Source organism: Cellulosimicrobium cellulans (genome assembly GCF_042723955.1).
Taxonomy (GTDB): domain Bacteria; phylum Actinomycetota; class Actinomycetes; order Actinomycetales; family Cellulomonadaceae; genus Cellulosimicrobium; species Cellulosimicrobium cellulans_H.
This window is the reverse complement of the sequence record NZ_JBHXIC010000073.1, coordinates 1-22,426: the sequence shown is the minus strand read 5'-3', so window position 1 is coordinate 22,426 and position 22,426 is coordinate 1. Positions and strand designations below refer to the sequence as shown.

Annotated in this window: 17 protein-coding genes; 9 read left to right on the top strand and 8 right to left on the bottom strand. The window is 70.5% G+C overall.

Annotated features, from left to right (window positions below; genetic code table 11):
• Window positions 1-219: 219 nt before the first annotated feature.
• The 5 genes from manA to ACFWH7_RS16585 all read left to right on the top strand — a co-directional run bounded on the left by manA (window position 220) and on the right by ACFWH7_RS16585 (window position 9,701).
• Complete coding sequence (manA, locus tag ACFWH7_RS16605) at window positions 220-1,500, top strand: mannose-6-phosphate isomerase, class I (protein WP_378218012.1); 1,281 nt, start codon at window positions 220-222, stop codon at window positions 1,498-1,500.
• A 255-nt stretch (window positions 1,501-1,755) separates the two neighbouring features.
• Window positions 1,756-3,510 carry a glycosyltransferase family protein gene (locus ACFWH7_RS16600; protein ID WP_378218008.1) on the top strand — a complete coding sequence of 585 codons (1,755 nt, stop codon included), beginning with the start codon at window positions 1,756-1,758 and terminating at the stop codon, window positions 3,508-3,510.
• An 8-nt stretch (window positions 3,511-3,518) separates the two neighbouring features.
• Window positions 3,519-4,769 carry a UDP-N-acetyl-D-mannosamine dehydrogenase gene (gene wecC / locus ACFWH7_RS16595; protein ID WP_378218006.1) on the top strand — a complete coding sequence of 417 codons (1,251 nt, stop codon included), beginning with the start codon at window positions 3,519-3,521 and terminating at the stop codon, window positions 4,767-4,769.
• Between the two features lie 62 nt (window positions 4,770-4,831).
• Entirely contained in the window at window positions 4,832-6,922 is a 2,091-nt protein-coding gene (locus ACFWH7_RS16590) for a glycosyltransferase (RefSeq protein WP_378218004.1), read from the top strand.
• A 4-nt stretch (window positions 6,923-6,926) separates the two neighbouring features.
• Window positions 6,927-9,701 (top strand): heparinase II/III domain-containing protein, encoded by a 2,775-nt coding sequence (locus ACFWH7_RS16585; protein WP_378218002.1) that lies wholly within the window; start codon window positions 6,927-6,929, stop codon window positions 9,699-9,701.
• A gap of 91 nt (window positions 9,702-9,792) precedes the next feature.
• On the opposite strand, the gene ACFWH7_RS16580 is transcribed toward ACFWH7_RS16585, so the two are convergent.
• The 7 genes from ACFWH7_RS16580 to ACFWH7_RS16550 are packed head-to-tail and all read right to left on the bottom strand — an operon-like array spanning window position 9,793 to window position 17,884.
• Complete coding sequence (locus ACFWH7_RS16580; RefSeq protein WP_378218000.1) at window positions 9,793-10,791, bottom strand: DUF6270 domain-containing protein; 999 nt, start codon at window positions 10,789-10,791, stop codon at window positions 9,793-9,795.
• Window positions 10,788-11,930: a non-hydrolyzing UDP-N-acetylglucosamine 2-epimerase gene (wecB, locus tag ACFWH7_RS16575; protein ID WP_378218010.1), complete on the bottom strand. Its 1,143-nt coding sequence runs from the start codon at window positions 11,928-11,930 to the stop codon at window positions 10,788-10,790. The genes ACFWH7_RS16580 and wecB overlap by 4 nt, the downstream gene beginning before the upstream one ends.
• A gap of 5 nt (window positions 11,931-11,935) precedes the next feature.
• The gene (locus ACFWH7_RS16570) at window positions 11,936-12,862 is read right to left on the bottom strand and encodes an ABC transporter ATP-binding protein (RefSeq protein WP_378217998.1); all 927 of its coding nucleotides are present in this window, start codon (window positions 12,860-12,862) and stop codon (window positions 11,936-11,938) included.
• Window positions 12,849-13,775, bottom strand: coding sequence for an ABC transporter permease (locus ACFWH7_RS16565; RefSeq protein WP_378217995.1), 927 nt, complete (start codon window positions 13,773-13,775; stop codon window positions 12,849-12,851). The genes ACFWH7_RS16570 and ACFWH7_RS16565 overlap by 14 nt, the downstream gene beginning before the upstream one ends.
• Window positions 13,776-13,785: 10 nt before the next feature.
• A complete protein-coding gene (locus ACFWH7_RS16560) occupies window positions 13,786-14,784 on the bottom strand; it encodes an LCP family protein (RefSeq protein WP_378217993.1) in 999 nt (332 codons plus the stop codon).
• On the bottom strand, window positions 14,781-16,541 hold the full coding sequence (locus tag ACFWH7_RS16555; protein ID WP_378217991.1) for a glycosyltransferase family 4 protein: 1,761 nt from the start codon (window positions 16,539-16,541) through the stop codon (window positions 14,781-14,783). Before ACFWH7_RS16555 ends, ACFWH7_RS16560 begins: the two co-directional genes overlap by 4 nt.
• Complete coding sequence (locus ACFWH7_RS16550; protein WP_378217989.1) at window positions 16,538-17,884, bottom strand: glycosyltransferase family 4 protein; 1,347 nt, start codon at window positions 17,882-17,884, stop codon at window positions 16,538-16,540. Before ACFWH7_RS16550 ends, ACFWH7_RS16555 begins: the two co-directional genes overlap by 4 nt.
• 192 nt (window positions 17,885-18,076) lie before the next feature.
• Here ACFWH7_RS16550 and ACFWH7_RS16545 point away from each other — a divergent pair, with 192 nt between their 5' ends.
• Complete coding sequence (locus tag ACFWH7_RS16545; RefSeq protein WP_378217987.1) at window positions 18,077-19,156, top strand: LCP family protein; 1,080 nt, start codon at window positions 18,077-18,079, stop codon at window positions 19,154-19,156.
• Window positions 19,157-19,166: 10 nt separating this feature from the next.
• A complete protein-coding gene (locus ACFWH7_RS16540) occupies window positions 19,167-19,910 on the top strand; it encodes a DUF6270 domain-containing protein (protein ID WP_378217985.1) in 744 nt (247 codons plus the stop codon).
• Window positions 19,911-19,986: 76 nt separating this feature from the next.
• Here the strand turns inward: ACFWH7_RS16540 and ACFWH7_RS16535 are convergent, their stop codons facing one another.
• Entirely contained in the window at window positions 19,987-20,454 is a 468-nt protein-coding gene (locus tag ACFWH7_RS16535) for a hypothetical protein (RefSeq protein ID WP_378217983.1), read from the bottom strand.
• Between the two features lie 107 nt (window positions 20,455-20,561).
• On the opposite strand from ACFWH7_RS16535, the gene ACFWH7_RS16530 reads away from it, so the two are divergent.
• Together ACFWH7_RS16530 and ACFWH7_RS16525 are read left to right on the top strand one after the other, a co-directional pair.
• Window positions 20,562-21,020: a MarR family winged helix-turn-helix transcriptional regulator gene (locus ACFWH7_RS16530; RefSeq protein ID WP_378217981.1), complete on the top strand. Its 459-nt coding sequence runs from the start codon at window positions 20,562-20,564 to the stop codon at window positions 21,018-21,020.
• Window positions 21,017-22,363, top strand: a complete 1,347-nt coding sequence (locus ACFWH7_RS16525) for an MFS transporter (protein ID WP_378217979.1) — start codon at window positions 21,017-21,019, stop codon at window positions 22,361-22,363. The genes ACFWH7_RS16530 and ACFWH7_RS16525 overlap by 4 nt, the downstream gene beginning before the upstream one ends.
• The last annotated feature ends 63 nt before the right edge of the window (window positions 22,364-22,426 follow it).

Genomic DNA, 22,426 nt, shown 5'->3' with positions numbered 1-22,426 from the left:
CGAGGGCACCCCGCGCGAGGGTCGCGGGCGCCCCGGGGGCCCCCCCCCGGGGGGCCGGGGGGGCGCGAGACAGGGGCCCCATATAACCCCGACACGCGGGGGGGTGGGCCCCCCCCGCCCCACCCACCCCCCACGCCACCAACCGCGTGACCCCCGCCCGCCGGGTGTGCAGACCCCCCCCACCCCCCCCCCCCGGCACGCCCCCCGGCTTTCTACCGGCTGGAGAACACCGTCCAGCCGTACGACTGGGGCTCGGCGTCGGCGATCCAGGACCTCCTGGGGGTGGAGCCGGACGGTCGTCCGGCGGCCGAGCTGTGGATGGGGGCGCACCCGCTCGCGCCGTCGCGCGTCGTGCCCGACGGCGCGGCGCACCCGGGCGAGGGGCCGCGACCGGGCGGGGCGACGGCGTCGGGCACGCTCGCGGACCTGGTGCGCGCGGACCCGGTGGGGGTGCTGGGCCAGCGCGTGCTCGACCAGTACGGTCCCCGGCTGCCGTTCCTCCTCAAGGTGCTCGCGGCCGAGCGCGCGCTCTCGCTGCAGGTCCACCCGCACCCGCACCGGGCCCGCGCCGGGTTCAACCGCGAGAACCGGGAGGGCGTCGCGCGCGACTCGCCGCTGCGCAGCTTCCACGACGACCAGCACAAGCCCGAGATGGTCGTGGCGGTGTCGCGCTTCGAGGGACTGTCCGGCTTCCGGCGGCCGGCGCGCATCCTCGAGCTCCTCGACGGGCTCGACGGCGACCTCGTCGCCCGGATGCGGGCCGCGCTCCTCGCCCGCCCGACCGAGGCGGGCGTCCGCGAGGCGTTCACGCTCGCGCTCCACGCCCGGTCCGAGCCCGACGTCGCGGCGGACCTCGCGCGGACCGTCGCCTCGGTCCGAGCTCGGGCCAGTGCTCCGACCGGGTCCGGTGCCGCGGCCACGCCGGGTGCGCCTCGGCGCACGTCGCGGCGTGCCGACGCCACGGTGCTCGCGCTCGCCGAGCAGCACCCGGGCGACCCCGGCGCCGTCGTCTCCCTCATGCTCAACCGGGTCACGCTCGCACCGGGGGAGTCGATGTTCGTGCCGTCCGGGCACGTGCACGCCTACCTGTCCGGCTGCGCGGTCGAGGTCATGGTGAGCTCCGACAACGTCCTGCGCGCCGGTCTCACGAGCAAGCTCGTCGACGTCGACGCCCTGCTCGAGTGCGCCACGTGCACGCCCGGGCCTGCCGCGCGCCCGCGCCTGGTCGACGACGGGTCCGGCCTCGTCACCTACCGCCCGCCGGTCGCGGAGTTCGCGCTCCGAGCGGGGCAGGTCTCGGGTGCTGCCCCGGTGCCCGTGCCGGACGCCGGTCCGCGCGTCGTGCTGTGCCTCGACGGCGCGGTGACGCTCGTCGGAGGCTCCGGGGAGGGCGCCGCCGAGACGCGCCTGGCGCGCGGCGAGTCGGTCTTCGTGCCCCATGCAGCGGGTGCCCTGACCGTGCAGGGTGAGGGCCGCGTCGTCGTCGCCTACGTCCCCTGATCGACGGGCGAACCGGTTCTGTTCCGAGACCGGGACAGCGGTACCATGTGCGCGGCCGAGTCGCGACCTGAGCGTCGGCTGAGTACGGACGAGACGGTGGCAGTGGACGCACAGGGGGACTCGCGCCTCGACGAGGCACGTAAGGCGCTCTGGCACCTCCGCCGGGGCGGTTTGTCCCAGTTGCGCACGTACCTCCGCCGCCGCGGCGTGCCGCGACCGGCGGGCGCCCGCGGCGCGATCCGTTCCGAGGACGGCGTGACCTTCGAGCCGTGGACCTTCTCAGATCGGCCGGCAGCCCGTCCGACGCTGCGGGTCGGGGTGATCCTCGACGACTTCTCCCGGCTCGCCTTCGGGTTCGAGTGGGACCAGGTGGCCCTCACCCCGGCGTCGTGGCGCGACGAGCTCGACCGTGAGCGCGACGGCCGCCCCGGGCTCGACCTGCTGTTCGTCGAGTCAGCGTGGAACGGCAACTCCGGGGCCTGGCAGTACCACCTCACCGGGACGTCGGCCCCGCGGCCGGCGTTCGTGGAGCTGGTCGCCGCCTGCCGCGAGCGGGGCGTACCCACGGTGTTCTGGAACAAGGAGGACCCGGCGCACTTCGAGGACTTCCTCGACGCAGTGGCGCTCTTCGACGACGTGTACACGACCGACGTCGGGCGCGTAGAGGCCTACCGTGAGCGGCTGGGCCACGACCGCGTGGGCGTGCTGGCCTTCGGCGCGCAGCCCGCGATCCACAACCCGGTGCGCGCGCACGGCGACGGGCCGTCGGGGGACGTCGCGTTCGGCGGCATGTACTTCGCGCACAAGTACCCGGAGCGTCGGGCGCAGATGGACCTGCTGCTCGGCGCGGCCGTCGACGTCTCCCCGCGCATGGAGCACGGCCTCGAGATCTTCTCCCGGTTCCAGGGCGGCGACGATCGGTACCAGTTCCCGGAGCCGTTCGGGTCGCGCGTCGTCGGGTCGCTCGACTACGACCGGATGCTCACCGCGTACCGCGAGTACAAGGTGTTCCTCAACGTGAACTCGGTGGTCGACTCGCCGAGCATGTGCGCACGCCGGGTCTTCGAGATCACGGCCTGCGGCACGCCCGTGGTGACGACGCCGAGCGCGGCGATCGGCGAGTTCTTCCCGCCCGACGAGGTGTTCGTCGTGGGGGAGCGGGTCGAGGCCGCGCACACGATCCGTGCGCTCGTGCGCTCGCGCGAGCTTCGAGACCGTGCGACGCACCGCGGGCAGCGACGCATCTGGCGCGAGCACACGTACGGCGCGCGGGTACAGCGCGTGCTGCACGACGTCGGGCTGGCCGAGTCGGCGACGGTCGCTCGCCCGCGCGTGTCGGCGCTGGTGTCGACCAACCGTCCCGGCCAGCTCGACCACGTGCTGCGGACCGTGGGCGCGCAGCGCGACGTCGACGTGCAGCTCGCGCTTCTCACGCACGGGTTCGACGTGGACGAGGCGGACGTGCGGCTGCGCGCCAAGGAGGCCGGGATCGAGGACCTCGTGCTCCTCACGGCCGGTCAGGACGTGCCGCTGGGGGAGTGCCTCAACCGCCTCGTCGTCGCGTCCGACGGCGACGTCGTCGCGAAGATGGACGACGACGACCTCTACGGCGAGCACTACGTGTCCGACCAGCTCGACGCCCTGGCCTACTCCGGTGCCGACGTCGTGGGCAAGCAGGCGCACTACCTGTACCTCACGTCCCTCGACGCGACGATCCTGCGGTTCGGACACCGAGAGCAGCAGTTCAGCGACTTCGTCATGGGACCGACGATCGTCGCGACCCGAGGCGTCGCCGAACGGGTGAAGTTCGCCTCTGTAGCGCAGGGAGAGGACACCGGCTTCCTACGATCCGCGGTGGACGCCGGGGCGCGGGTGTTCTCGGCCGACCGCTTCAACTTCGTCCAGGTGCGCTCGGGCGCGGCGCACACCTGGGACGTCACCGACGCCGAGCTGCTCGCGAGCGGCGAGGTCCAGTTCTACGGACGTGCCGACCGGCACGTCCTCATCTGAGGGGAATCATGAGCAACACCACTGTGTGCGTCGTCGGGCTCGGCTACATCGGGCTCCCGACGGCGGCGATCCTCGCGTCGAACGGCGTGGACGTCATCGGCGTGGACATCAACGAGCGCACGGTGGAGGCGGTGAACCGCGGCGACGTGCCGTTCGTGGAGCCCGACCTCGCGACGTACGTCGCTGGTGCGGTCACGCAGGGCACGCTCCGCGCGGCGACGAAGCCCGAGCCGGCGGACGCCTTCATCGTCGCGGTGCCGACGCCGTTCACCGACGGGCACAAGCCGGACCTGTCCTACATCCAGGCCGCAGCCGAGGCGATCGCGCCGCACCTCGCCGCCGACGCGCTCGTCATCCTCGAGTCGACGTCGCCGCCCCAGGCGACGCAGCAGATGGCAGAGTGGATCCTCGCGGCGCGCCCGGACCTGTCGCTCGACGGGTCGGAGGGGCGCGCCCGGATCCACGTGGCGCACTGCCCCGAACGCGTGCTGCCCGGTCGGGTGATGATCGAGCTCGTCACGAACGACCGCATCGTCGGTGGTCTGACGACGGACGCCGCCGAGCGGGCCAAGGAGCTCTATCAGGTCTTCTGCCAGGGCGAGATCCTGCTGACCGACGCGGTCACCGCCGAGATGGCGAAGCTCGTCGAGAACTCGTACCGCGACGTCAACATCGCGTTCGCCAACGAGCTGTCGCTCATCTCTGCCGACCTCGGTATCGACGTGTGGGAGCTCATCCGGCTCGCGAACCACCACCCGCGCGTGAACATCCTGCAGCCCGGCCCGGGCGTGGGTGGTCACTGCATCGCGGTCGACCCGTGGTTCATCGTGGATGCGGCCCCGGAGCGTGCCCGGATCATCCGCACGGCGCGTGAGGTCAACGATGAGAAGCCCGAGTACGTCATCTCACGCGTCAAGGAGCACGCTGACCGGTTCAAGGCGCCGCGTATCGCCGTCCTCGGCCTCGCTTTCAAGCCGGACATCGACGACCTTCGCGAGTCGCCGGCGCTGGCCATCGCCACGAGGCTCGCGACCGAGGTGGGGGACGCCGTGATTCTGGCGGTCGAGCCGCACATCGACGAGCTGCCCCGCGGGCTCGCGGGACGGGAGAACGTGGAGCTGCGGGATCTCGCCAGCGCCGTCGCCGACGCCGACATCGTCCTGGTGCTCGTCGACCACACCGACTTCAAGCACGCAGACCGCAAGCCGTTGCGCCTCCGCGAGAAGATCGTGATCGACACGAAGGGTGTCTGGCGGTGACGAAGCGTTCCCTGGCATCCAGGATCCGCCGCCGACTGGCTGGCCCCCCGCCGAGACCGACCGTGGCCGGCCACGACGTCGACCATTTCGTCGTCGAAGCGAAGCAGCGATGGGCTCAGGGGCGCCGTGACGCCGCGCTGGAGTCCATTCGTAGGGCCGCACTCCTCGCTCCTCGACGGGCAGATCTCTGGTACCTCAACGGACAGTGGGCGATCGAGGCAAAGCGCTCGGACGTTGCCTACGTGGCCGTCCGGAACGCTCTGGACGTCCGGCCGTGGCACCTGGGTGCCTACGAGCTGCTCGTCGAGCTCGTCCGGAGCAAGGACAAGTCGTCGTCGATCCTCACGCAAGCGCTCGATGCGCTCGTGCGCGAGCTGCCCGCTCACCCCGAGCTGCACCGGTCGGCGCTCGACTTCCTCGTCCCGCAGAAGCATGTCGACGGAATTCGGATCGTTGCTCAGGGGTCGGACGCCGTCGCCGCTCGCGCCGCCCAGATGTTCCTCGAGCAGCGTGTCGGCGAGACGCCAAGTGCTTCGGCCCCTCCCGTCACCGCGAGTGAGCAGCGGTCCGCTGAGTTGCTCTATGCGCTCGCGATCGGGCGGACGGGGCGGGCTGTCGCCTTGCTCGACGAGACCGCGCCCGCCGAGGTCCCCGTCGACGCGCTGCGTCGTGCGATTCGTCGCAGCCTTGCCCGTGGACAGGACAAGCGAAGCGGGAAGCTCCTCCGGGAGTACGCGCGCGTCCGACCGGGGGACGGGTGGGCGCGCACCAACCTCAAGGCGATCGAGCGGCGGCAGGAACGAAGCGAGAAGCCGACTGCGACAGGCGCTCCCACGAACTATCAGCTCGCGAAGCGGGGGTTTCCGTTCGGCAAGCGCTCGCAGGGTGCCGCCTATGATCCCAACCCCCGGAGCGCGTTCTACCTGCTCCATAACTCGCTCCCGTACAGTTCTGCCGGCTATGCCACCCGGTCGCACGGCCTGCTACGACAGCTGAGCACGGAGTGGGACATGCGTGCCGTCACGCGGCTCGGGTTTCCCTTCGACACGCCAGGACACGACGAGCTCGAGCGCATCAGCGGTGTAGACGTGATCGACGGCGTCACGTACTCGCGTCTCAGCACCGAGGCGGGCCGCTGGCAGAAGAACCCGATCACCGACTATGTCGCCCAGTACTCCGAAGCGCTCGCCACCCTGGCCGAGGAGCACCGTCCGTTCGTCATCCACGCGGCGTCGAACCACTGGAACGGTCTGACCGCGGTCGAGACGGGGCGTCGACTCGGGATCCCGTCGGTGTACGAGGTGCGCGGGCTCTGGGAGGTCACGCGCGCCTCGCGCAACCCGGAGTGGCACGACTCAGGCATGTACCGGTACGTGAAGCGCATGGAAGCCGATGCGGCCTCGGCAGCGGACCGGGTCATCACGATCACGCGCGGGCTCCGCGACGAGATGATCGATCGTGGCGTCGACGCGGAGAAGATCGTCGTCGTACCGAACGGCGTCGACACGGAGCGCTTCACCCCCATCCCTCGCGACGTCGAACTCCAGAGCCAGCTCGGGCTCCAGGGCAAGACGATCATCGGGTACGTGGGCTCCGTGCTCGACTACGAAGGCCTCGATCTGCTCATCCGGGCGGCGAGCAGGCTCGCCGGCGAGCGGGACGACTTCCACGTCCTGATCGTCGGCGACGGCGCCGAGAAGGAGGTGTTCGAGTCGCTCGCGGAGGAGCTGGGCGTCCTGGGTTCCTACGTCACCTTCACCGGCCGCGTGCCGCACGCGGACGTCGAGCGGTACTACTCGCTGATCGACATCGCCCCGTTCCCCCGTGCTCCTCTGCCCGTCTGCGAGCTGGTCTCGCCCCTCAAGCCCTTCGAGGCGATGGCGATGGGAAAGGCCGTCGTCTCGTCCGACGTCCGAGCACTCGCAGAGATCGTCACGGACGGCGAGAACGGCCTGCTCCATGCGAAGGGCGATGCCGGTTCCCTCGAGAGCGTGCTCCGACGCCTCCTCGACGACGACGCGCTCCGCGAACGGCTCGGCGCGCAGGCTCGCGAGTGGGTCGTCCGTGAGCGGGACTGGCGGAACCTGGCCACCCGCGTCTCCGAGATCTACGACGGGCTTGCGGTCAAGGCCGAGCCGCGCGCGGGAACGTGACGAGATGGGGACAGTTGATCGCGCTCGTGAGGTCGCGCTGCGGCAGGCGTTCGGAGTCGGCTTCGAGGCGACCGCACAGGACGCCGCACTCGCAGACGATGCTCGGGCGCGGACTCTGAGGCTTGCGCCCCACCCGGACTTCTCGTTTCCGTCCGGTATCGACTGGCATGCCGACCCGTTCTCGCAACGGAACTGGCGGGCGCAGCTTCACATGCTGCGCTGGCTCGACCCCGTGCGCCGCCAGGCGCAGGTCGGACGGTGGGCGGAGTTCCAGGCGTGGGAGGAGATCGTCCACGACTGGATCGCGGCCAACAGCGATCCAGCGCGCACGATCGTCTGGGCGTGGAAGGACATGGTCGACGCGGTCCGCGCCGAGGTTCTTCTCTATGGGGTTCCGTTCGCTCGTGACACGGGAATCCTCATGGATGCACTCGCTCTGCATCGGGACTGGCTGATCGACCCGGGAAACCTTGGGCACTCGAATCATGCGCTTCACCAGCACTCCGCTCTCTTCCAGCTCGGGCGCGCCCTGGGAGACGATGCTGCGGTTCGGGTCTCCGTCGCTCGATTGCGTGAGTACTTTGAGTCGAACTATGACGACCAAGGTCTGAATGCTGAGGGCGCTCCGGGGTACTGGGAACTCAACCTTCGCTGGGGTCGTGAAGTGCTCGAGCGCCTCGTCCGCGAGGGGCAGGAAGCATCGTTCATCGCAGCCTCTCTCAAGCTGACTGCTGAGTCGATCGCTCATGCGACTCGACCGGACGGACGACTAGAAGCCCTCGGTGACACGGTCGCCGGGCGGCCGCGCGCCGGGCAGGACGACGTCATCGAGTACGTGCGGTCACAGGGGGAACACGGCGCACCACCAGCGTCCACCTCCAAGCTCTACCTCGGGGGTTACGCGTTCGGACGATCGGGTTGGGGTGAGACGCGTCGGAGCGTCGACGAGGAGAGCTTCTACTCTCTGGTCTTCGGGCGATCGGACAAGGTCCACGGTCACGTCGACGCGGGAAGCTTCACCTTCTTCGCGGGACGCTCGCCTCTGGTGGTAGATGGTGGAAAGTTCTCGTACACCAACACGCCTGAGCGGGCTCACTTTGTCTCACGGGCCGCTCACAACGTCGTCGTGATCCGCGGAGCGACCTACGACAAGACCACTGCGGTGGAACTGGCTCGCCATGAGTCGAACGAGATCTACGACTACTTCCGTCTCGAGGACGGCGGCTACGACGGTGTAGCGCTCCGGCGAGACTTCCTCTATCTTCGACCCGCCGACGCGCTCCTGATCATTGACACGGTCGTAGCGGACCGTGAGGTCGATGCCGAACTCCGGTTCCTGCTCGATCCGCGTCGGGCAGTAGAACAGCGCACCGGGTATGTCCTGGCCGGGGACGGTGGGATCAGCTTTGGTGGGACGCTTCCCGAGATCAGACTCATCGGGGCCGCACCAACGGACCACGACGGCTGGGTGTCCGAGCGCTGGAACGAGCGAACGCCATCGCACGTCGTGACCGCTCGCAAGTCAGGACGACGATTTCGATTCGTTACGGCAGTTTCGGGTAGCAGGCCCTCAGGCCGGCTCCGCTCCGTTGAGCTCGATGAAGGGACACGGGCGTTCAGAGTCGAATCGCCGACCGGGGCGTACGACGTCGTGATCGGTGAGGCGAGCGTACGCGTCGAGCGTTCTGACCAACCAGGCGGCTCAGTCGGGCCTGCCGCGGACGCACCGGACACAGAGCTCGTCGCCGAGATGGAGGCCCTGGTCGCGCGAGTTCGCGGTCTGCTCGCAGCCGACAGCGACAGGTATCACGAGGAATCCCGAGACCTGGACCTGCTGCGTCTGCGTGAGGTCATCGCGTTGGGCCACGATCACGGCGCACTTGTCACCGCGCGTGACCTGCGGGTAGCGGGGATCTTCGCGGGCGAGGCTCCCGACAGCTTGGGAGAGAGGATTCGCGGTCCCTACCCGTACTTCCGGCCGTCCACAGAGTCGGCAGGAGACGTCGTGCTGCACGGTCGCCGTTTCGACGCGGGTCTGGCCCGGTCGGAAGCAGCGACGCACGTGGTTGAGGTCGGAGCGCTAGCGCTACCAGTACGCGTCGATCCTCGGAATTCCGAGACCATGATCGTGGGTTTCTCGGGGGCGCTGGAACGCGCGCGCGACCTCCTCCCGCGCTTCGAGAGGGCTCGAGGGCTCGGCGGATTTGGTCGTACGACAGCCGTCGTCTCGGACCCGACGCTCGATCTGAGGGACGATCTTGGCCTTGCCTGGTATCTGGGCACCCTCACTCGTGACCTGCATGCCGACATCGCCGACGTCCTTCAGCGCATCGCATCGTCGGTCGGAGCATCCCGAGTCCTCTTGGTCGGGAGCTCCGGTGGGGGCTTCGCGGCACTCCAGGTCGGGAGTTTCATGCCCAGGAGCCATGTCGTCGCAATCAACCCTCAGACCGACGTTCGTCGATACCACGCGCGGTTCTCCGAGAAGGCGCTCGAGCTTGTCTCTGGCGATCCGCGAGGCCTTCCGCTGGCGGGATCGCGGCTCTCAGCCATCGAGCGACTTCGTCAAGGGCGGTCGGCCGAGCGAGTAACCCTCGTGGTGAACCGCGGAGACGGACACCACGTGACAAGTCACGTTCGTCCCTTTGTCTCGGCCGCGAAACAGGCAGGAGTCCGAGTCGATGTACGGGAGGTCGACTGGGGCCGGGGCCACGTCGGCCCCAACGCTGACGCGTTCTCGGTCATCGTCAACGAGGCTCTGGCGAAGCTTGAAGGCTGACCCGGACGCACAGGGCGAAGTCGGCCATTGCGTCGGTCACGGCTCGTCCTCAAGGATGGGCGGGCCATCCCTGGGTGCTGGACCGTCCTAGTCAGCCCGAGACCTTCTCGGGCGCGGAGTAGACCGCGGTACGCCGGTCACCGGCCTTGTGGAAGACACGAAAGCGGTATGTCTCTGGCTCGAGACCTACGACCCGGAAGTCCGGGGACCTCTGGTAGGGATGCTTCTTCACGACGCCGGACGCATCCGTGACGTAGAGAGCGAACTCATCTGCCCATGTAGGTGCCGCATGGACGGCGAACTCGTCCCTCGCTATCCGCTCCACACGGGGGAACGGAGGGGGGAAGCTCCCCTCGGGCCCGAAGACGATGGAATGTAGCTCGGTCGCGAGGAGATGATTGCTGTTCGACGAGTAGCGGAACGGCAGGGGAGGTCTCACGCCGCGGGCAGCGATCATCGGTTGTTCCTGGCCGATGACGGTGAGCGTGGGCAACGCCGCGCGTGCAGACTCGACGTAATAGGGAAGGACAGCGGTGTACGTCGCGGGGTCGACACCGCCATACGGCGGCACATGAGCGCCGTCCTCGGTCGTGGTCGCCCACGAGGAAGCCACGAGGACCGCTCGTTCCGCGAAGCCAGCTGTCTCGATCGAATGCGCCCACAACTTCACAGCTTCTGTCCAGCGATCAAAGTGCTCTTGCGCGCCAAAGGGTATGTGTCGAGCACTGCGCGCCAGCGTGCCGTCTAGCGCCGATAGCACGACCTCCGGAGTTCGGGTCACGTACCGCCCCTGGTGCTCGAAGACGCCAAGGGCCTCGTCGGCGAGATCCCATACGAGGATGTCGGAGATCGCCCGGCGCTGTTCGAAACGTTCTAGCAGATCGCCACGAAGTGTTCCGACGAGAGCCCTCCGTTGTGCTCGAGACTCGAGGCGCGACATGTCGACAAGAGTCTCGAGCTCCGGGATCGTCCCATGAAGCGAGAGGAGAGATTGGCGCGACGTCTGATGCGCCAGTTCGAATCCGCTCCCCGCGAGCATCGCTAGCACGTCTCGGGAGACGGAGCTTCCGTGAACAAGAGCTCTCATCATGCCGACTCCTGGTCAGAACGAACTCCACGCAGTGCCGCCGCCATCGCCTCGAGCGAGCGGAGTGCGCTCTTCCCATCGCCATACGGATTCGTCGCGCGCGCCATGGCTTCGTACGCCTCGGACGACCTAAGCAGCTGGCTGACCTCGTCAACCAACCTCTGCTCGTCGGTCCCGATGAGCTTGACGGTGCCCGCTTCAACAGCCTCGGGACGCTCGGTGTTCTCACGCATGACCAAGACGGGCTTGCCGAGGCTCGGAGCCTCTTCCTGAACGCCACCGGAGTCGGACAAGATCACTGTGCTGAGGGACATCATCCGTGCGAACTCACCGTAGGGCAGTGGCTCGGTCACCGTGACGTTCTCGACTCCGACCAGCTGGGGAAGCACAGCGTCGCGCACGATGGGATTGCGGTGGGCGGGGAGGACGATCTCGAGATCCGGGAACGTGCGCGCGATTCGTGCGAGTGCTCGCCCGACTCCCTCCATCGCTCCGCCCCAGTTCTCGCGGCGGTGAGTGGTCACAAGAAGGATTCGTCGTCCCGAGGCTGCGAGCTCCTCAAGACGAGGGTCCGTGAAAGGGACCTCCTTGCCGACAGTCGTGAGCAGGGCGTCGATCACGGTGTTCCCCGTGACCACGATCGTGGCGTCGTCCACGCCCTCCGCCAGGAGGTTGCCGCGGCTGGTCTTCGTGGGTGCAAGGTGCAGGGCCGCGATCTGCGTGGTGAGCTTGCGGTTCGCCTCCTCCGGAAACGGTGAGTGGATGTTGCCTGAGCGAAGTCCTGCCTCGACGTGCACGACGGGAATCTGCCGATAGAAGGCGGCTAGCGCTGCGGCGGTCGACGTCGACGTGTCGCCCTGAACGACGACAGCGGCTGGCTTCTCCATCTCGAGGATGGGATCGAGCCCGCCGACAACGCGAGCGAAGATCTGGGCAAGGGTCTGTCCGTGGCTCATGATGTCGAGGTCGTGGTCGGGGACGATGCCGAAGAGCTCGTTCACCTGGTCGAGCATCTCGCGGTGCTGACCGGTCACGACGGTCACTGACTCGAACTCTGGGCTCTCTTCGAGCGCCTTGATGACAGGCGCGACCTTGATCGCTTCCGGTCGCGTGCCATAGACGGTCATGATGCGGGTGGCCATGTTGCTCATTCCTCGTTCGTGCTTGCGATGCGCGCGGCGGCACGCACGTGCCGGGGTCGATAGTTTCGTCCAGGAGGTTCCTCGACCTCGACTCGCGTCTCGGTCTTTTCTGCGAGCGCTTCTTCGATGATTGACTTCGCTCTCTCGGGCCGGTTCTTCGCGATCGCCCACGCCCACTTGCGGTAGCGAACCGCTACGTCCTCGGCCGGGCCATCGAGCACGAGTCGGCCGTAGTTGAGCCAGATGGCTCGCGTGCAGGTCTCCTCGATGGTTTTCGCTGCGTGGCTCACGAGGAATACCGTTCCGGCGTTCTCACGCAGCCTGTTCATCCTGGCCTCGCTGCGTTCCTTGAACGCCGCGTCGCCCGTCGCGAGGGCCTCGTCGATGAGCATGATGTGCGGGTTCGCCGCGGTCGCGATGGCGAACCGGAGGCGTGCTCCCATGCCCGACGAGTACGTCTTCATCGGCAGATAGATCGACTTGCCGAGCCCGGCGAGCTCCACGACGTCCGGGATTGCCCGTTCGGTCTGCTCGGGAGTGAGTCCCATCGCGAGGCAGCCTAGGCGGACGTTCTGCTCTCCCGAGAGGTCGGGCACGAGTGCGGCGTTCACACCGATGAGCACCGGCTGGCTCTCCGCGAGCACGCGCCCGCGCGCGGGCCGCTCGAGCCCGGCGATGATGCGTAGCAGCGTGCTCTTGCCTGAGCCGTTCTGGCCCACGAGGCCGATCTGCTCACCGGAGCGAGCGACGAAGGAGATGCCGGACAGCGCGCGCACCAGCACCATCGGCTGCTGGCCCAGCACGGTCTTCGCGGCGCGCGCGAGCCGGTTCGAGCGTCGACGCTCGGCTGCGTCCGTCGACGGGACGCGGTAGCGCACATGCACGTCCTGGACGGCGACCGTCGCCGACGTAAACGGGTCAAGCTCGGCCATAGGACTCCTCCCCGCGGTAGAAGAAGAGGAACCCGACGATGAGCGTTCCCACTGCCCAGGCACTGAGCCCAAGCCACGAGGACACCGCTGGCGTCACTCCGTAGAGGAGGCAGTCCCGAACCATGTCCAGGACCATGAACATCGGGTTCGCCTCCATGAGCGCGATGATCGTCGGGTGATCCAAGAATCGCTCGTAGGAGAAGAACACCGCGGACCCGTACAGCCAGAGACGCGTCGCGAACCCGATGAGCTGATTGAGGTCAGGCAGGATCGACACACAGCGCGCGAGCAACAAGGCCAGTCCGGTGACGAAGACGACCTGTAGGGCGAGCACGAACGGTACGAGCGCAACACGCCATGTGAACACCTCCGACGGCGGAAGTACCACGATGATCGCGACCATTGCGCCGAGCACGGGCACCATGTTGAGCATCTCCCGCAGCACGACGGCCAAGGGCAGTGACGCTCGGGGAAAGGTAAAGGCGCGGATCAGGTTACGGCCGGTGGCTATCGACTTCGCGCCACCGGTCACACAACGGGTCGTGAAGGAGAACAGGAACACCCCGATGACGAGGTAGCCGAGGAAGTTCTCGATCCCGCGGTCGGACTTGAGCAGCAGGCCGAAGATGAGGAAGTACGTCAGCCCGTCGAGCACGGGCTTGAGCACGAGCCACAGAGTCCCGAGCAGGTTCTCACGCGTCCCGCTGGTGACCTTCGCGCGGGCCTCGGCCCACAGGAAGTGCCGGCGGTTCCAGAGCTGACCGAGGTACACCCCCAGCGGCGGGCGCGCCCCGACGCGGGTGAGCCGACCTGCGGAGACGACCTCCGTCGTCGACGGCGGACCGGCGAACAGCATCGAGTACAGGTCCCCGCCGGGGGACCCGTTCTCGGTGGTGCTCGTCTCTCCGGTCATCGGCGGCATCCTAGGACGCCCCTGTCGGTGCGTAGTCCGTGCCGTACGTCGCGACGTACGCGTCGAGCGTGTCCGTGCGGACCGCGTCGCCGAGCGCGGCAGTCTGCTCCGCGTCGACGAGGTTGACCGACGCGCCGCCCCTGTCGCCGAACCCGGTGATCGGCACCATGAGCCCGACGACGTCCTCGCGCTCGAGCTCGGCGGCGAGCGGGACGAGCGCGAGCGCGTCGTCCACGTCGAGATCGCCCGTGATCTTCACGTTGCGCACGAGCATCGGCATCAGCTCGGCGAGCACCGCCGGCTCGTCCGCGCGCTCGGCGATCCGGTCGAGCATGCCGACGACGGCGGCGCGCTGCCGCTCGGTGCGGTCGAGGTCGCCGAGGGGCAGGCGCTTGCGCTCGCGCACGTAGATGAGGCCGTCCGTGCCGGAGAGCGTGATGCGCCCCTCGGGGAAGTCGACGACGCGTCCCGTGCTCTGCACGGTCACCGTGCTCGCGTGCTGGTTGTCCACCTCGAACCCCTCGAGGGCGCGCGTGAGGGCGATGAAGCCCGCGAAGTTCGACTGGACGACGTAGTCGATCTCCACCCCGCCGAGGAGGCCTGACACGGTCTGGACGAGCGTGTCCGTCCCACCGCGCGAGAACGCCGCGTTGATCTTGCCCTCGCCGAGCCCGGGGATGTCGACCCACATGTCGCGCGTGAACGACACGAGGTACAGGTTCTGCCGGTCGGCGGGCACGTGGACCAGCAGGATCGTGTCGGCGTTGCCCGTGAGGTCGGCCGGGTCGCGCGAGTCGGTGCCCACGAGGAGCGCGTTCACCGGCCCCTCGGGCAGCGGGTCTGCCGGTCCCGTCGGTGTGGGTGTCGGGCTGGGCGCAGCCGTGCGCGTCGGCGCGGGGGAGGTGCTCGTCGCCGACGGCGCGGGCTCCGGAGCAGTCGCGGTGCAGCCGGCGAGCAGCGCCGTCGCGACGACGGCGCCGAGGGCACGACGCAGGAGGGCGGTGCTCATCGTGCTCCTCCAGCCAGTGCTCGTGCGTACACCTCGCGGTACCGGGCCGTGTTCGCGGCCCACGTCCTGGTGGCCGCGAGATCGCGACCGCGTGCCAGCATCCCACGACGCGCGTCATCGTCGCCCAGGACGTCCGCGACGGCGGTCGTCCAGGCGCCGACTTCACCCGCGGGCACGAGGCGACCCGCGTCGCCGACCGCCTCGCGCAGCGCGGGCAGGTCGCTCGCGACGACCGGTCGGCCGACCGCCATCGCCTCGACCGGCTTGAGCGGGGTGACGAGGCGGGTCACCCGGTCGTCGCGGCGCGGGACGAGCACGACGTCGAGCGCCGCGAGGTAGGTCGTCGCGAGCGCGCGCGGGACCCGGCCGGGCAGGATCGCGTGCGCGCCCAGGCCCAGCTCGTCGGCGAGGCGGAGCAGGCCGGGCCGGGCGACGCCGTCGCCCACCACGAGCGCCGTCGCGTCGACGCCGTCTGCGCGCAGCGCGGCGACCACGCGCAGGACCGTGTCGAGGCCCTCGTAGTCGACGACGCTGCTCACCGTGCCGACCACCGGCCCGGGTGCGGCGATCCCGAGGGCCGCGCGGGCGGCGTCGGGCGTGGGGTGCGTCGCCTCCAGGAGCGACTCCGGCACTGCGTTGGGGACCACCGTGATGCGGGATCCGCGTACGCCGCGCCCCACGAGCTCGGTCCGCATCGTCTCGCTGAGGGTCACCACGTGGTCCGCGGCGAGCGCGAGCTCGGTCTCCTTGGCCCGGATCAGGGCGTACCGGCCCGAGGCCCCCGCCGCGCGTCGCGCCTCGGCGCTGCCGTGCGACGCCGCCCAGGTCTCCTCGGGCAGGCCGCGCACCTCGTACACCCACGGCACACCGAGCCGTCGGGCCGCCTCGCGCGCGGCGGCGCCGGTCGTGTGGGGCGTGGTCGCGTGCACGACGTCGGGCGCGAACCGGCGCGCCGCGCGCACCAGCAGGTCCACCTCGGCCGCGGGGCGCCGCGCCGGGTCGCCGCGCAGCACCCACGGCAGCAGCCGCTCGTACCGGACGCCGTCCACGACGTCCGTCCCACGTGCGCCCAGCACGCCGATCGTCACCGGGTAGGCGGCGCGCGTCGTCGCGGCCACGGCGAGTCCCGCCTCCCGCTGCGCGCGCAGGATCGCATGGCTGCGCAGGGTGTACCCGCTCTGGGTGTGCGGCAGCGAGTTCGTCAGGTGGTGCAGCACGCGCGGGTGCCCGACGGCGGTCCGCGGCGGGGGCGTCGGGGTCCCGTCGGTCGCGGTGTCGGGCTCGAGCGCCCGGACCTGCGCCCGGATCGCGCGCAGCGTGCGGCGCTCGGCGCGGCTCGACGCCGTGGCGCGGGCCACCGCGTCGACGTCACCGTCCTGCCAGAGCGCACGGAGCCGGGCCGGCCCGGGGTGCGGCGAACCCTTGTGGAGCGTGTCGAGCAGCTCGGGGCTGCCGACGGCGACTGCGACCTCGGCCGCCACGCGGTGCGCGAGCCGCGAGCCGGGCGCGCGGAGCACCGCGGCGACCGTGCGGGCCGCGTCGGCCGGCGCCCCGTCGAGGTAGAGACCGAGCGCGCGACGAGCCGACGGGTCGCGTGCCGTGAGGAGCAGGCGGACCACGCCGCGCCGTACCCGGGCGGGTGCGCGCCGAACGGCCTGGATCGCGAGCCAGACGGGGTCGTCGAGGACCGCTCGAGTCCCGAAGGACAGGGCGAGGACGAGAGCGCGAACGACGTCGCGCGGGGCCGTGTTCCTCATCGACGCAGCCCGTCGAGCAGCTCGACGTACCGGGCGGCCAGCGCGTCGTCGTCCGCGTTGAGCGCGACCCACTCCTGCGCCGCGTGACCGATCACGGGGACCGAGCCCGCGGCGACGAACCCGGCCCAGAGCGCGGCCAGCGCCTCGACGTCCCCGGGCGGGACGACGTCGCCCGCCTCCAGCGAGAGCACGAGCTCCGCGGCCTCGCCCGCGACGCACGCCGTGATGTGCCGGCGGGTCGCCATCGTCTCGTACAGCTTCGAGGGCACGGTCCACTCGAACGGCTCCCAGTCGCGCAGCGACACGAGCACCGTGTCCGCCCACGCGTACAGCCCCGGGACGTCCGTGTGCGGCACGCGGCCGAGGAACGTCACCGGCGCGCCGAGCGCCGCGGCCAGTGCCGTGAGGTGCGGGACGTCGGCCCCGGCGCCCGCGAGGTGCACCTCGACGGGCACACCGCGCGCGGCGAGCACGGCGGCCGCGTGGACGGCGACCTCGAGGCCCTGGGACCGGCCGATCGTGCCCACGTAGACGACGCGCAGCGGCCGGGCGGGGCCGAGGCGCCGGGCGTCGTCGTCGGGCAGGGCGTCGACCTCGTCGTCGACGTCGTCCGCGAGGCGGTCGGCGAAAGCGGTGCCGTTGCGGACGACGCCCACGTGCGGCGCTCCCCGGCTCTCGACGACCCCGGCGAACGTCTCCGTGGTCGTCACGACGAGGTCGCTGCGCGTCTGGAGCCGGATGATCGCCCGGTGGGCGACGGCGACCAGCGCGGCCCGGAACCGCCGTCCGGTGCCCTCCGCGACGACGCCCGCGGGGCGGATGAGGTCCGGCCACGCGTCGCGCATCTCGACGACGAAGCGCGCGCGGAAGAGCCGGGCGAGGACCCACGCGGCGAACATGCTGGGGATGCCGGGCACGGTGCCGACGACGACGGTCGGGCGGTGCGCCCGGGCGCGCAGGTGCCGCCACCCCAGGGCGACCGAGTGGGCGGCCGCGACGACGTGGTCGGCCGTGCGGGACACGAGCGAGGACGAGTGCTCCCGGTAGCGCACACGCAGTATCCGCTCGCCGTGCCGACCGCGCTGGACGAGGCCGGGGCGTAGGTCCGCGTGCTCGGGGTCGAGCACGCCGCTCGGGTAGTGCGGCGGCGGCGCGAGCACGCTCACCCGGAAGCCGGCGCCGACCAGGCGGGGCACGAGCGCGCCCCAGCGGCGCTGCGGCGCCCCGGTCTCGGGCTCGTAGTGGTGCGTGACGAGCAGCAGGTGGTCGTGCTGCCCCTGACTGCGTGGCCGGGGCAACGGTCGCCGGCGCGTGCGGGCATGCCGCGCGGCACTCGTGGACATCACGCCCCCTGCGATCGGCGGTTCGCCCGGGGGCGCCCTCCGCCGGTGACCTTCGTGGAACTGAGCGGCACGATCGTACCGCTCCGAGAAAGCGGTGAAGTCGTGAAACGGCGGAGTCCTGCGGGTGAAGGGGTGCCGAATTGGGCCAGGAACGGCCGTTCCGGCACGTTGTGGGCCGTAGGATGACCCACCGTGGCCGACACCCTGTTCCCGCAGCCCTCGCCCGAGCCTCGTGCCGACCGGCGGCACGCGCGCCGTCGTCGCGGCGGGCGGACCGCGCTCGTCGTGCTCGCCTCGCTGCTCGCGGTGCTCGTGCTCGGGGGAGTCGGCGGAGCGTGGTGGTTCCAGCGCCAGCTCGACAGCAACATCGAGAAGCTCGCCGACCCGTTCGAGGGCCTCGAGAACCGTCCCGACCCGGCGCCGACCAACCCCGAGGTCGCGACGGAGGCGGTGAACTTCCTCGTGCTCGGCTCCGACAGCCGCATCTCCGCGGGCGACCCGTCCCAGTGGGAGGCGGGCGCGCAGCGCACCGACGCGATCATGCTCGTGCACCTGCCGGCCGACCGGCAGACCGCGCAGGTCGTCTCGATCCCGCGCGACGCCTGGGTGCCGATCCCCGGCCACGGGGAGGCGAAGATCAACGCCGCCTTCTCCTACGGCGGTCCCTCGCTCATGATCCAGACGGTCGAGCAGCTCACCGGGGTCCGCATCGACCACTTCGCCGTGACCGACTTCGAGTCCTTCACGACCCTGACGGACGCGCTGGGCGGCGTGCAGATCCGCATCCCGGAGGACATCGGCGACGGCAAGAAGGTGTTCTTCGAGGCGGGCGTGCACCAGATGACGGGCGAAGAGGCGCTCACCTACACGCGGCAGCGCCACGGCCTCGCCAACGGCGACTTCGGCCGCGTGCAGCGTCAGCAGAACTGGATGCGCGCGATGCTCGGCAAGATCAACAACAACCGCAACGACGTCGCGATGATGACGCGCTTCTTCACCGCGGTGAGCGAGTCGGTGGCCACGGACGAGGGCCTGACCATCGACCAGATGCGCACGCTCTACATGAGCGCGCGCGGGCTCAGCACCAAGGACGTCACGTTCATGACGGCCCCCAACTCCGGGACCGGGCGCAGCGCCGACGGGCAGTCGATCGTCGTGCTCGACCACGCCCGGTTCGACCCGCTCATGGCGTCCTTCGCGGACGACACGGTCGCCGGGTACCTGGTCCAGAACGCCGAGGCGCTCGAGGTCCTGCCACCCACGGTCAAGTGATCGGGCGCCGGTGACCGACCGCCCCAGCGGCCCGCAGCGCAGCGTCCTCATCCACGGGAGCTGCGTCACGCGGGACGCGTTCGCGCTGCCGGGAGAGACGCGGTTCCGCCTCGCCGACTACTACGCGCGCAGCTCGCTGGCGTCCGCGTTCGCGCCCGGGGGCCTCGTCGGCGTCGACGTCGCCCGCGTCGAGTCCCCGTTCCAGCGCCGCATGGTCGAGCGGGACCAGGGCAAGGACTTCGCGGCACGGCTCGAGACGACGGACGCCGACGTCGTCGTGCTCGACCTCGTCGACGAGCAGTACGACCTCGTCGTCGGGTCGGACGGCGGCGTGGCGACCCGCTCCATGGAGTTCCTGCGGGCCGGCGGCGACGGCGCCGCGGGGACGCGCGTCACGTCGGGGTCGCCGGAGTTCCTCGTCCGCTGGGAGGTCGGCTGGGCCGCGCTCGTCGCGACGGCACGCCGGCGGGGACGGCTGGGCCGCGTCGTCGTGCACGAGGCGTACTGGGCGAGGGGGGACGCGGCCGGCGGGGCGTTCGACCAGCAGCGCGTCGAGGCGGCGAACCGCACGCTCACCTATCTCTACGCGCGCATGCGCAAGGACCTGGCCGAGGCGCGCTTCCTCCGGGTCCCGGACCGGCTCGTGGTCGGCGACCCGTCCCACCGGTGGGGCGCGTCGCCGGTCCACTACGTCGAGGACTACTACCGCACGTTCCTCGACCTCCTCGACGAGGCGACGCGCGGCCGAGCCTGAGGCCACGGCAGGACGGAGCGCACGGGAGGCGGCGTGCAGGGGTGCCGCCGTCCCGTGCGCTCCGGCTCGGGAGGGCTCAGCCGGCGACGCCGTCGAGGACGACCACGCCGTCCTTGAAGGACACGTCGCTCACGCGGGCGCCCGGGACGCGCGCCTGGAGCAGGCGCTCGACGTCGAGCGCGATGCGCGCGTCGGGGAGCACCCGCACGGAACCGGCCGGCAGCCCCTTCGCCGCCACGACCGACTCGATCCGGCTCGACGCGAGACCGAGGAGCTTGTGCGCGGGCAGGCCGCCCGCGCTCGCGTCCACGGAGATGGTCGCGACGCCGTCGCGCATCTCGACCACGCGCAGGGCTGCCCGGACGGTCGGTGCGAGGCGTGTCGCGAGCTTGAGCGGGCCGGGCAGGCGCTTGACCTGGCGCGGGTCCGCGACCAGGTCGAGCACGTCGCCGCGCCCCGAGACGGACGTGATGAACGAAGGCAGCTTGCGGCCCATGAGCCCGAGCAGGTGGAGCGTCTCGGCGAGGGTCAGTTCCTGGTGCACGGCGCACACCATAGCGGACGTCCCGGGACGTCTCGGACGGTGGGAGGGCGTCGCCGTGCCCGCGCGCGGCCTTTCATTACCTAGAGTAATGAGTTAAGGTAACTATCATGCCTGCTGCGGACCCCACTGCCCCCTCCCGGAGCCAGTGCCGGCCCGCCACCCTCGGCGGTGAGCTCCGCGTGGCGCTCACGCGCATCTCGCGCCGCCTGCGCGCCCAGCGCGGCGAGGCCGACCTGCCCGAGGGCCGGTTCGGCGTGCTCACCGTCCTGCACAAGCACGGCGCGATGTCGCCGAGCGAGCTCGCCGAGCACGAGCGCGTCAAGCCGCCGTCCATGACCCGGGCCGTCAACGCCCTCGTCGAGATGGGGCTCGTCGAGAAGGGCGAGCACGCGAGCGACCGTCGCCAGGTCGTCGTGCGGCTCACCGACGCCGGCGCGCGCGAGGTCAAGGAGACCCGGCGCCGCCGGGACGCGTGGCTCACGCAGCAGCTGTCCTCCCTCACGCCCGACGAAAGAGAGACCTTGGCCCGCGCCAGTGAGCTGTTGACCCGGATCGCCGCCCGATGAGCGCGACGTTCTCCTCCCTCAAGTACCACAACTACCGCGTCTGGTTCGGTGCCGCGCTCGTCGCGAACGTCGGCACCTGGATGCAGCGCGTCGCGCAGGACTGGCTCGTCCTCACCGACCTCACCGACAACTCCGGCATCGCCGTGGGCGTCGTGACCGCGCTGCAGTTCGCGCCCGTGCTCGCCCTGTCCGCGTGGGCGGGCCTCCTCGCCGACCGGCTCCCGCGCCGTCGGCTCCTCATGGCCACCCAGGGCGCGATGGGTCTGCTCGCGCTCGGGCTGGGTGCCCTGGTGCTGTCCGGTTACGTCCAGCTCTGGCACGTCTACGTGTTCGCCGCCCTGCTCGGCGTCGTCTCGGCGTTCGACAACCCCGTGCGCCAGACGTTCGTCGCGGAGATGGTCCCCGCCGACAAGCTGTCCAACGCCGTCGGGCTCAACAGCGCGTCGTTCAACGCCGCGCGCCTCGTGGGGCCCGGCGTCGCCGGGCTCCTCATCGCGGCCGTCGGCTCCGGCTGGCTGTTCATCATCAACGGCGTGACGTTCGGGGCGACGATCCTCGCGCTGATGTACATGCGCACGCGCGAGCTCCACGTGCTGCCCAGCGCGCCGCGCGAGAAGGGCCAGATCCGCGAGGGGATCCGGTACGTGCGGGGGCGCACCGACATCATCGTCATCATGGTCGTCGTCGGCGTCGTGTCGACGTTCGGGCTCAACTTCCAGCTCACGTCCGCGATGATGGCGAAGGTCGAGTTCGGCAAGGGTCCGGGGGAGTACGGGATCCTCGGCTCGATCCTCGCGATCGGGTCGCTGACCGGGGCGCTGCTCGCCGCACGGCGCGAGCGCCCGCGCGTCCGGCTCGTCATCGGGTCCGCGTTCGGGTTCGCCGTCGCGACGGGCGTCATGGCCCTCATGCCGACCTACCCGAGCTACGCGATCGCGTGCATCCCGGTGGGCCTCGCGTCGCTCACGATGATGACCGCGGCCAACTCCACGATCCAGATGTCCGTCGACCCGGTCATGCGCGGACGCGTCATGTCGCTCTACATGATCGTGTTCCTCGGCGCGACGCCGGTCGGGTCGCCGCTCGTCGGCTGGATCGCCGAGGCGTGGGGCCCGCGCTGGGCCATCGGCGTCGGGTCGATCACCGCCGGCCTCGTCGCCGTGGGCGCCGCCGTCTGGGCGGTGCGCAACTGGCACCTCGAGGTCCGCTACCGCGTCCTGCAGCGCCCGCACCTCGTCGTGCGCTACCTGGACGCGGGTACCCCGGCGGACCGGTCCGCCCGAGCCGAGACCCGCCGTCGCCTGGGCGTCGAGGACGCGGAGGAGGCGGCCCGCGCCGCCTGACGCCTGCGCGCCCGGACGTCGAGCACGACATGAGCTGTCTCTTATACAAAACAGAAGCAGCCC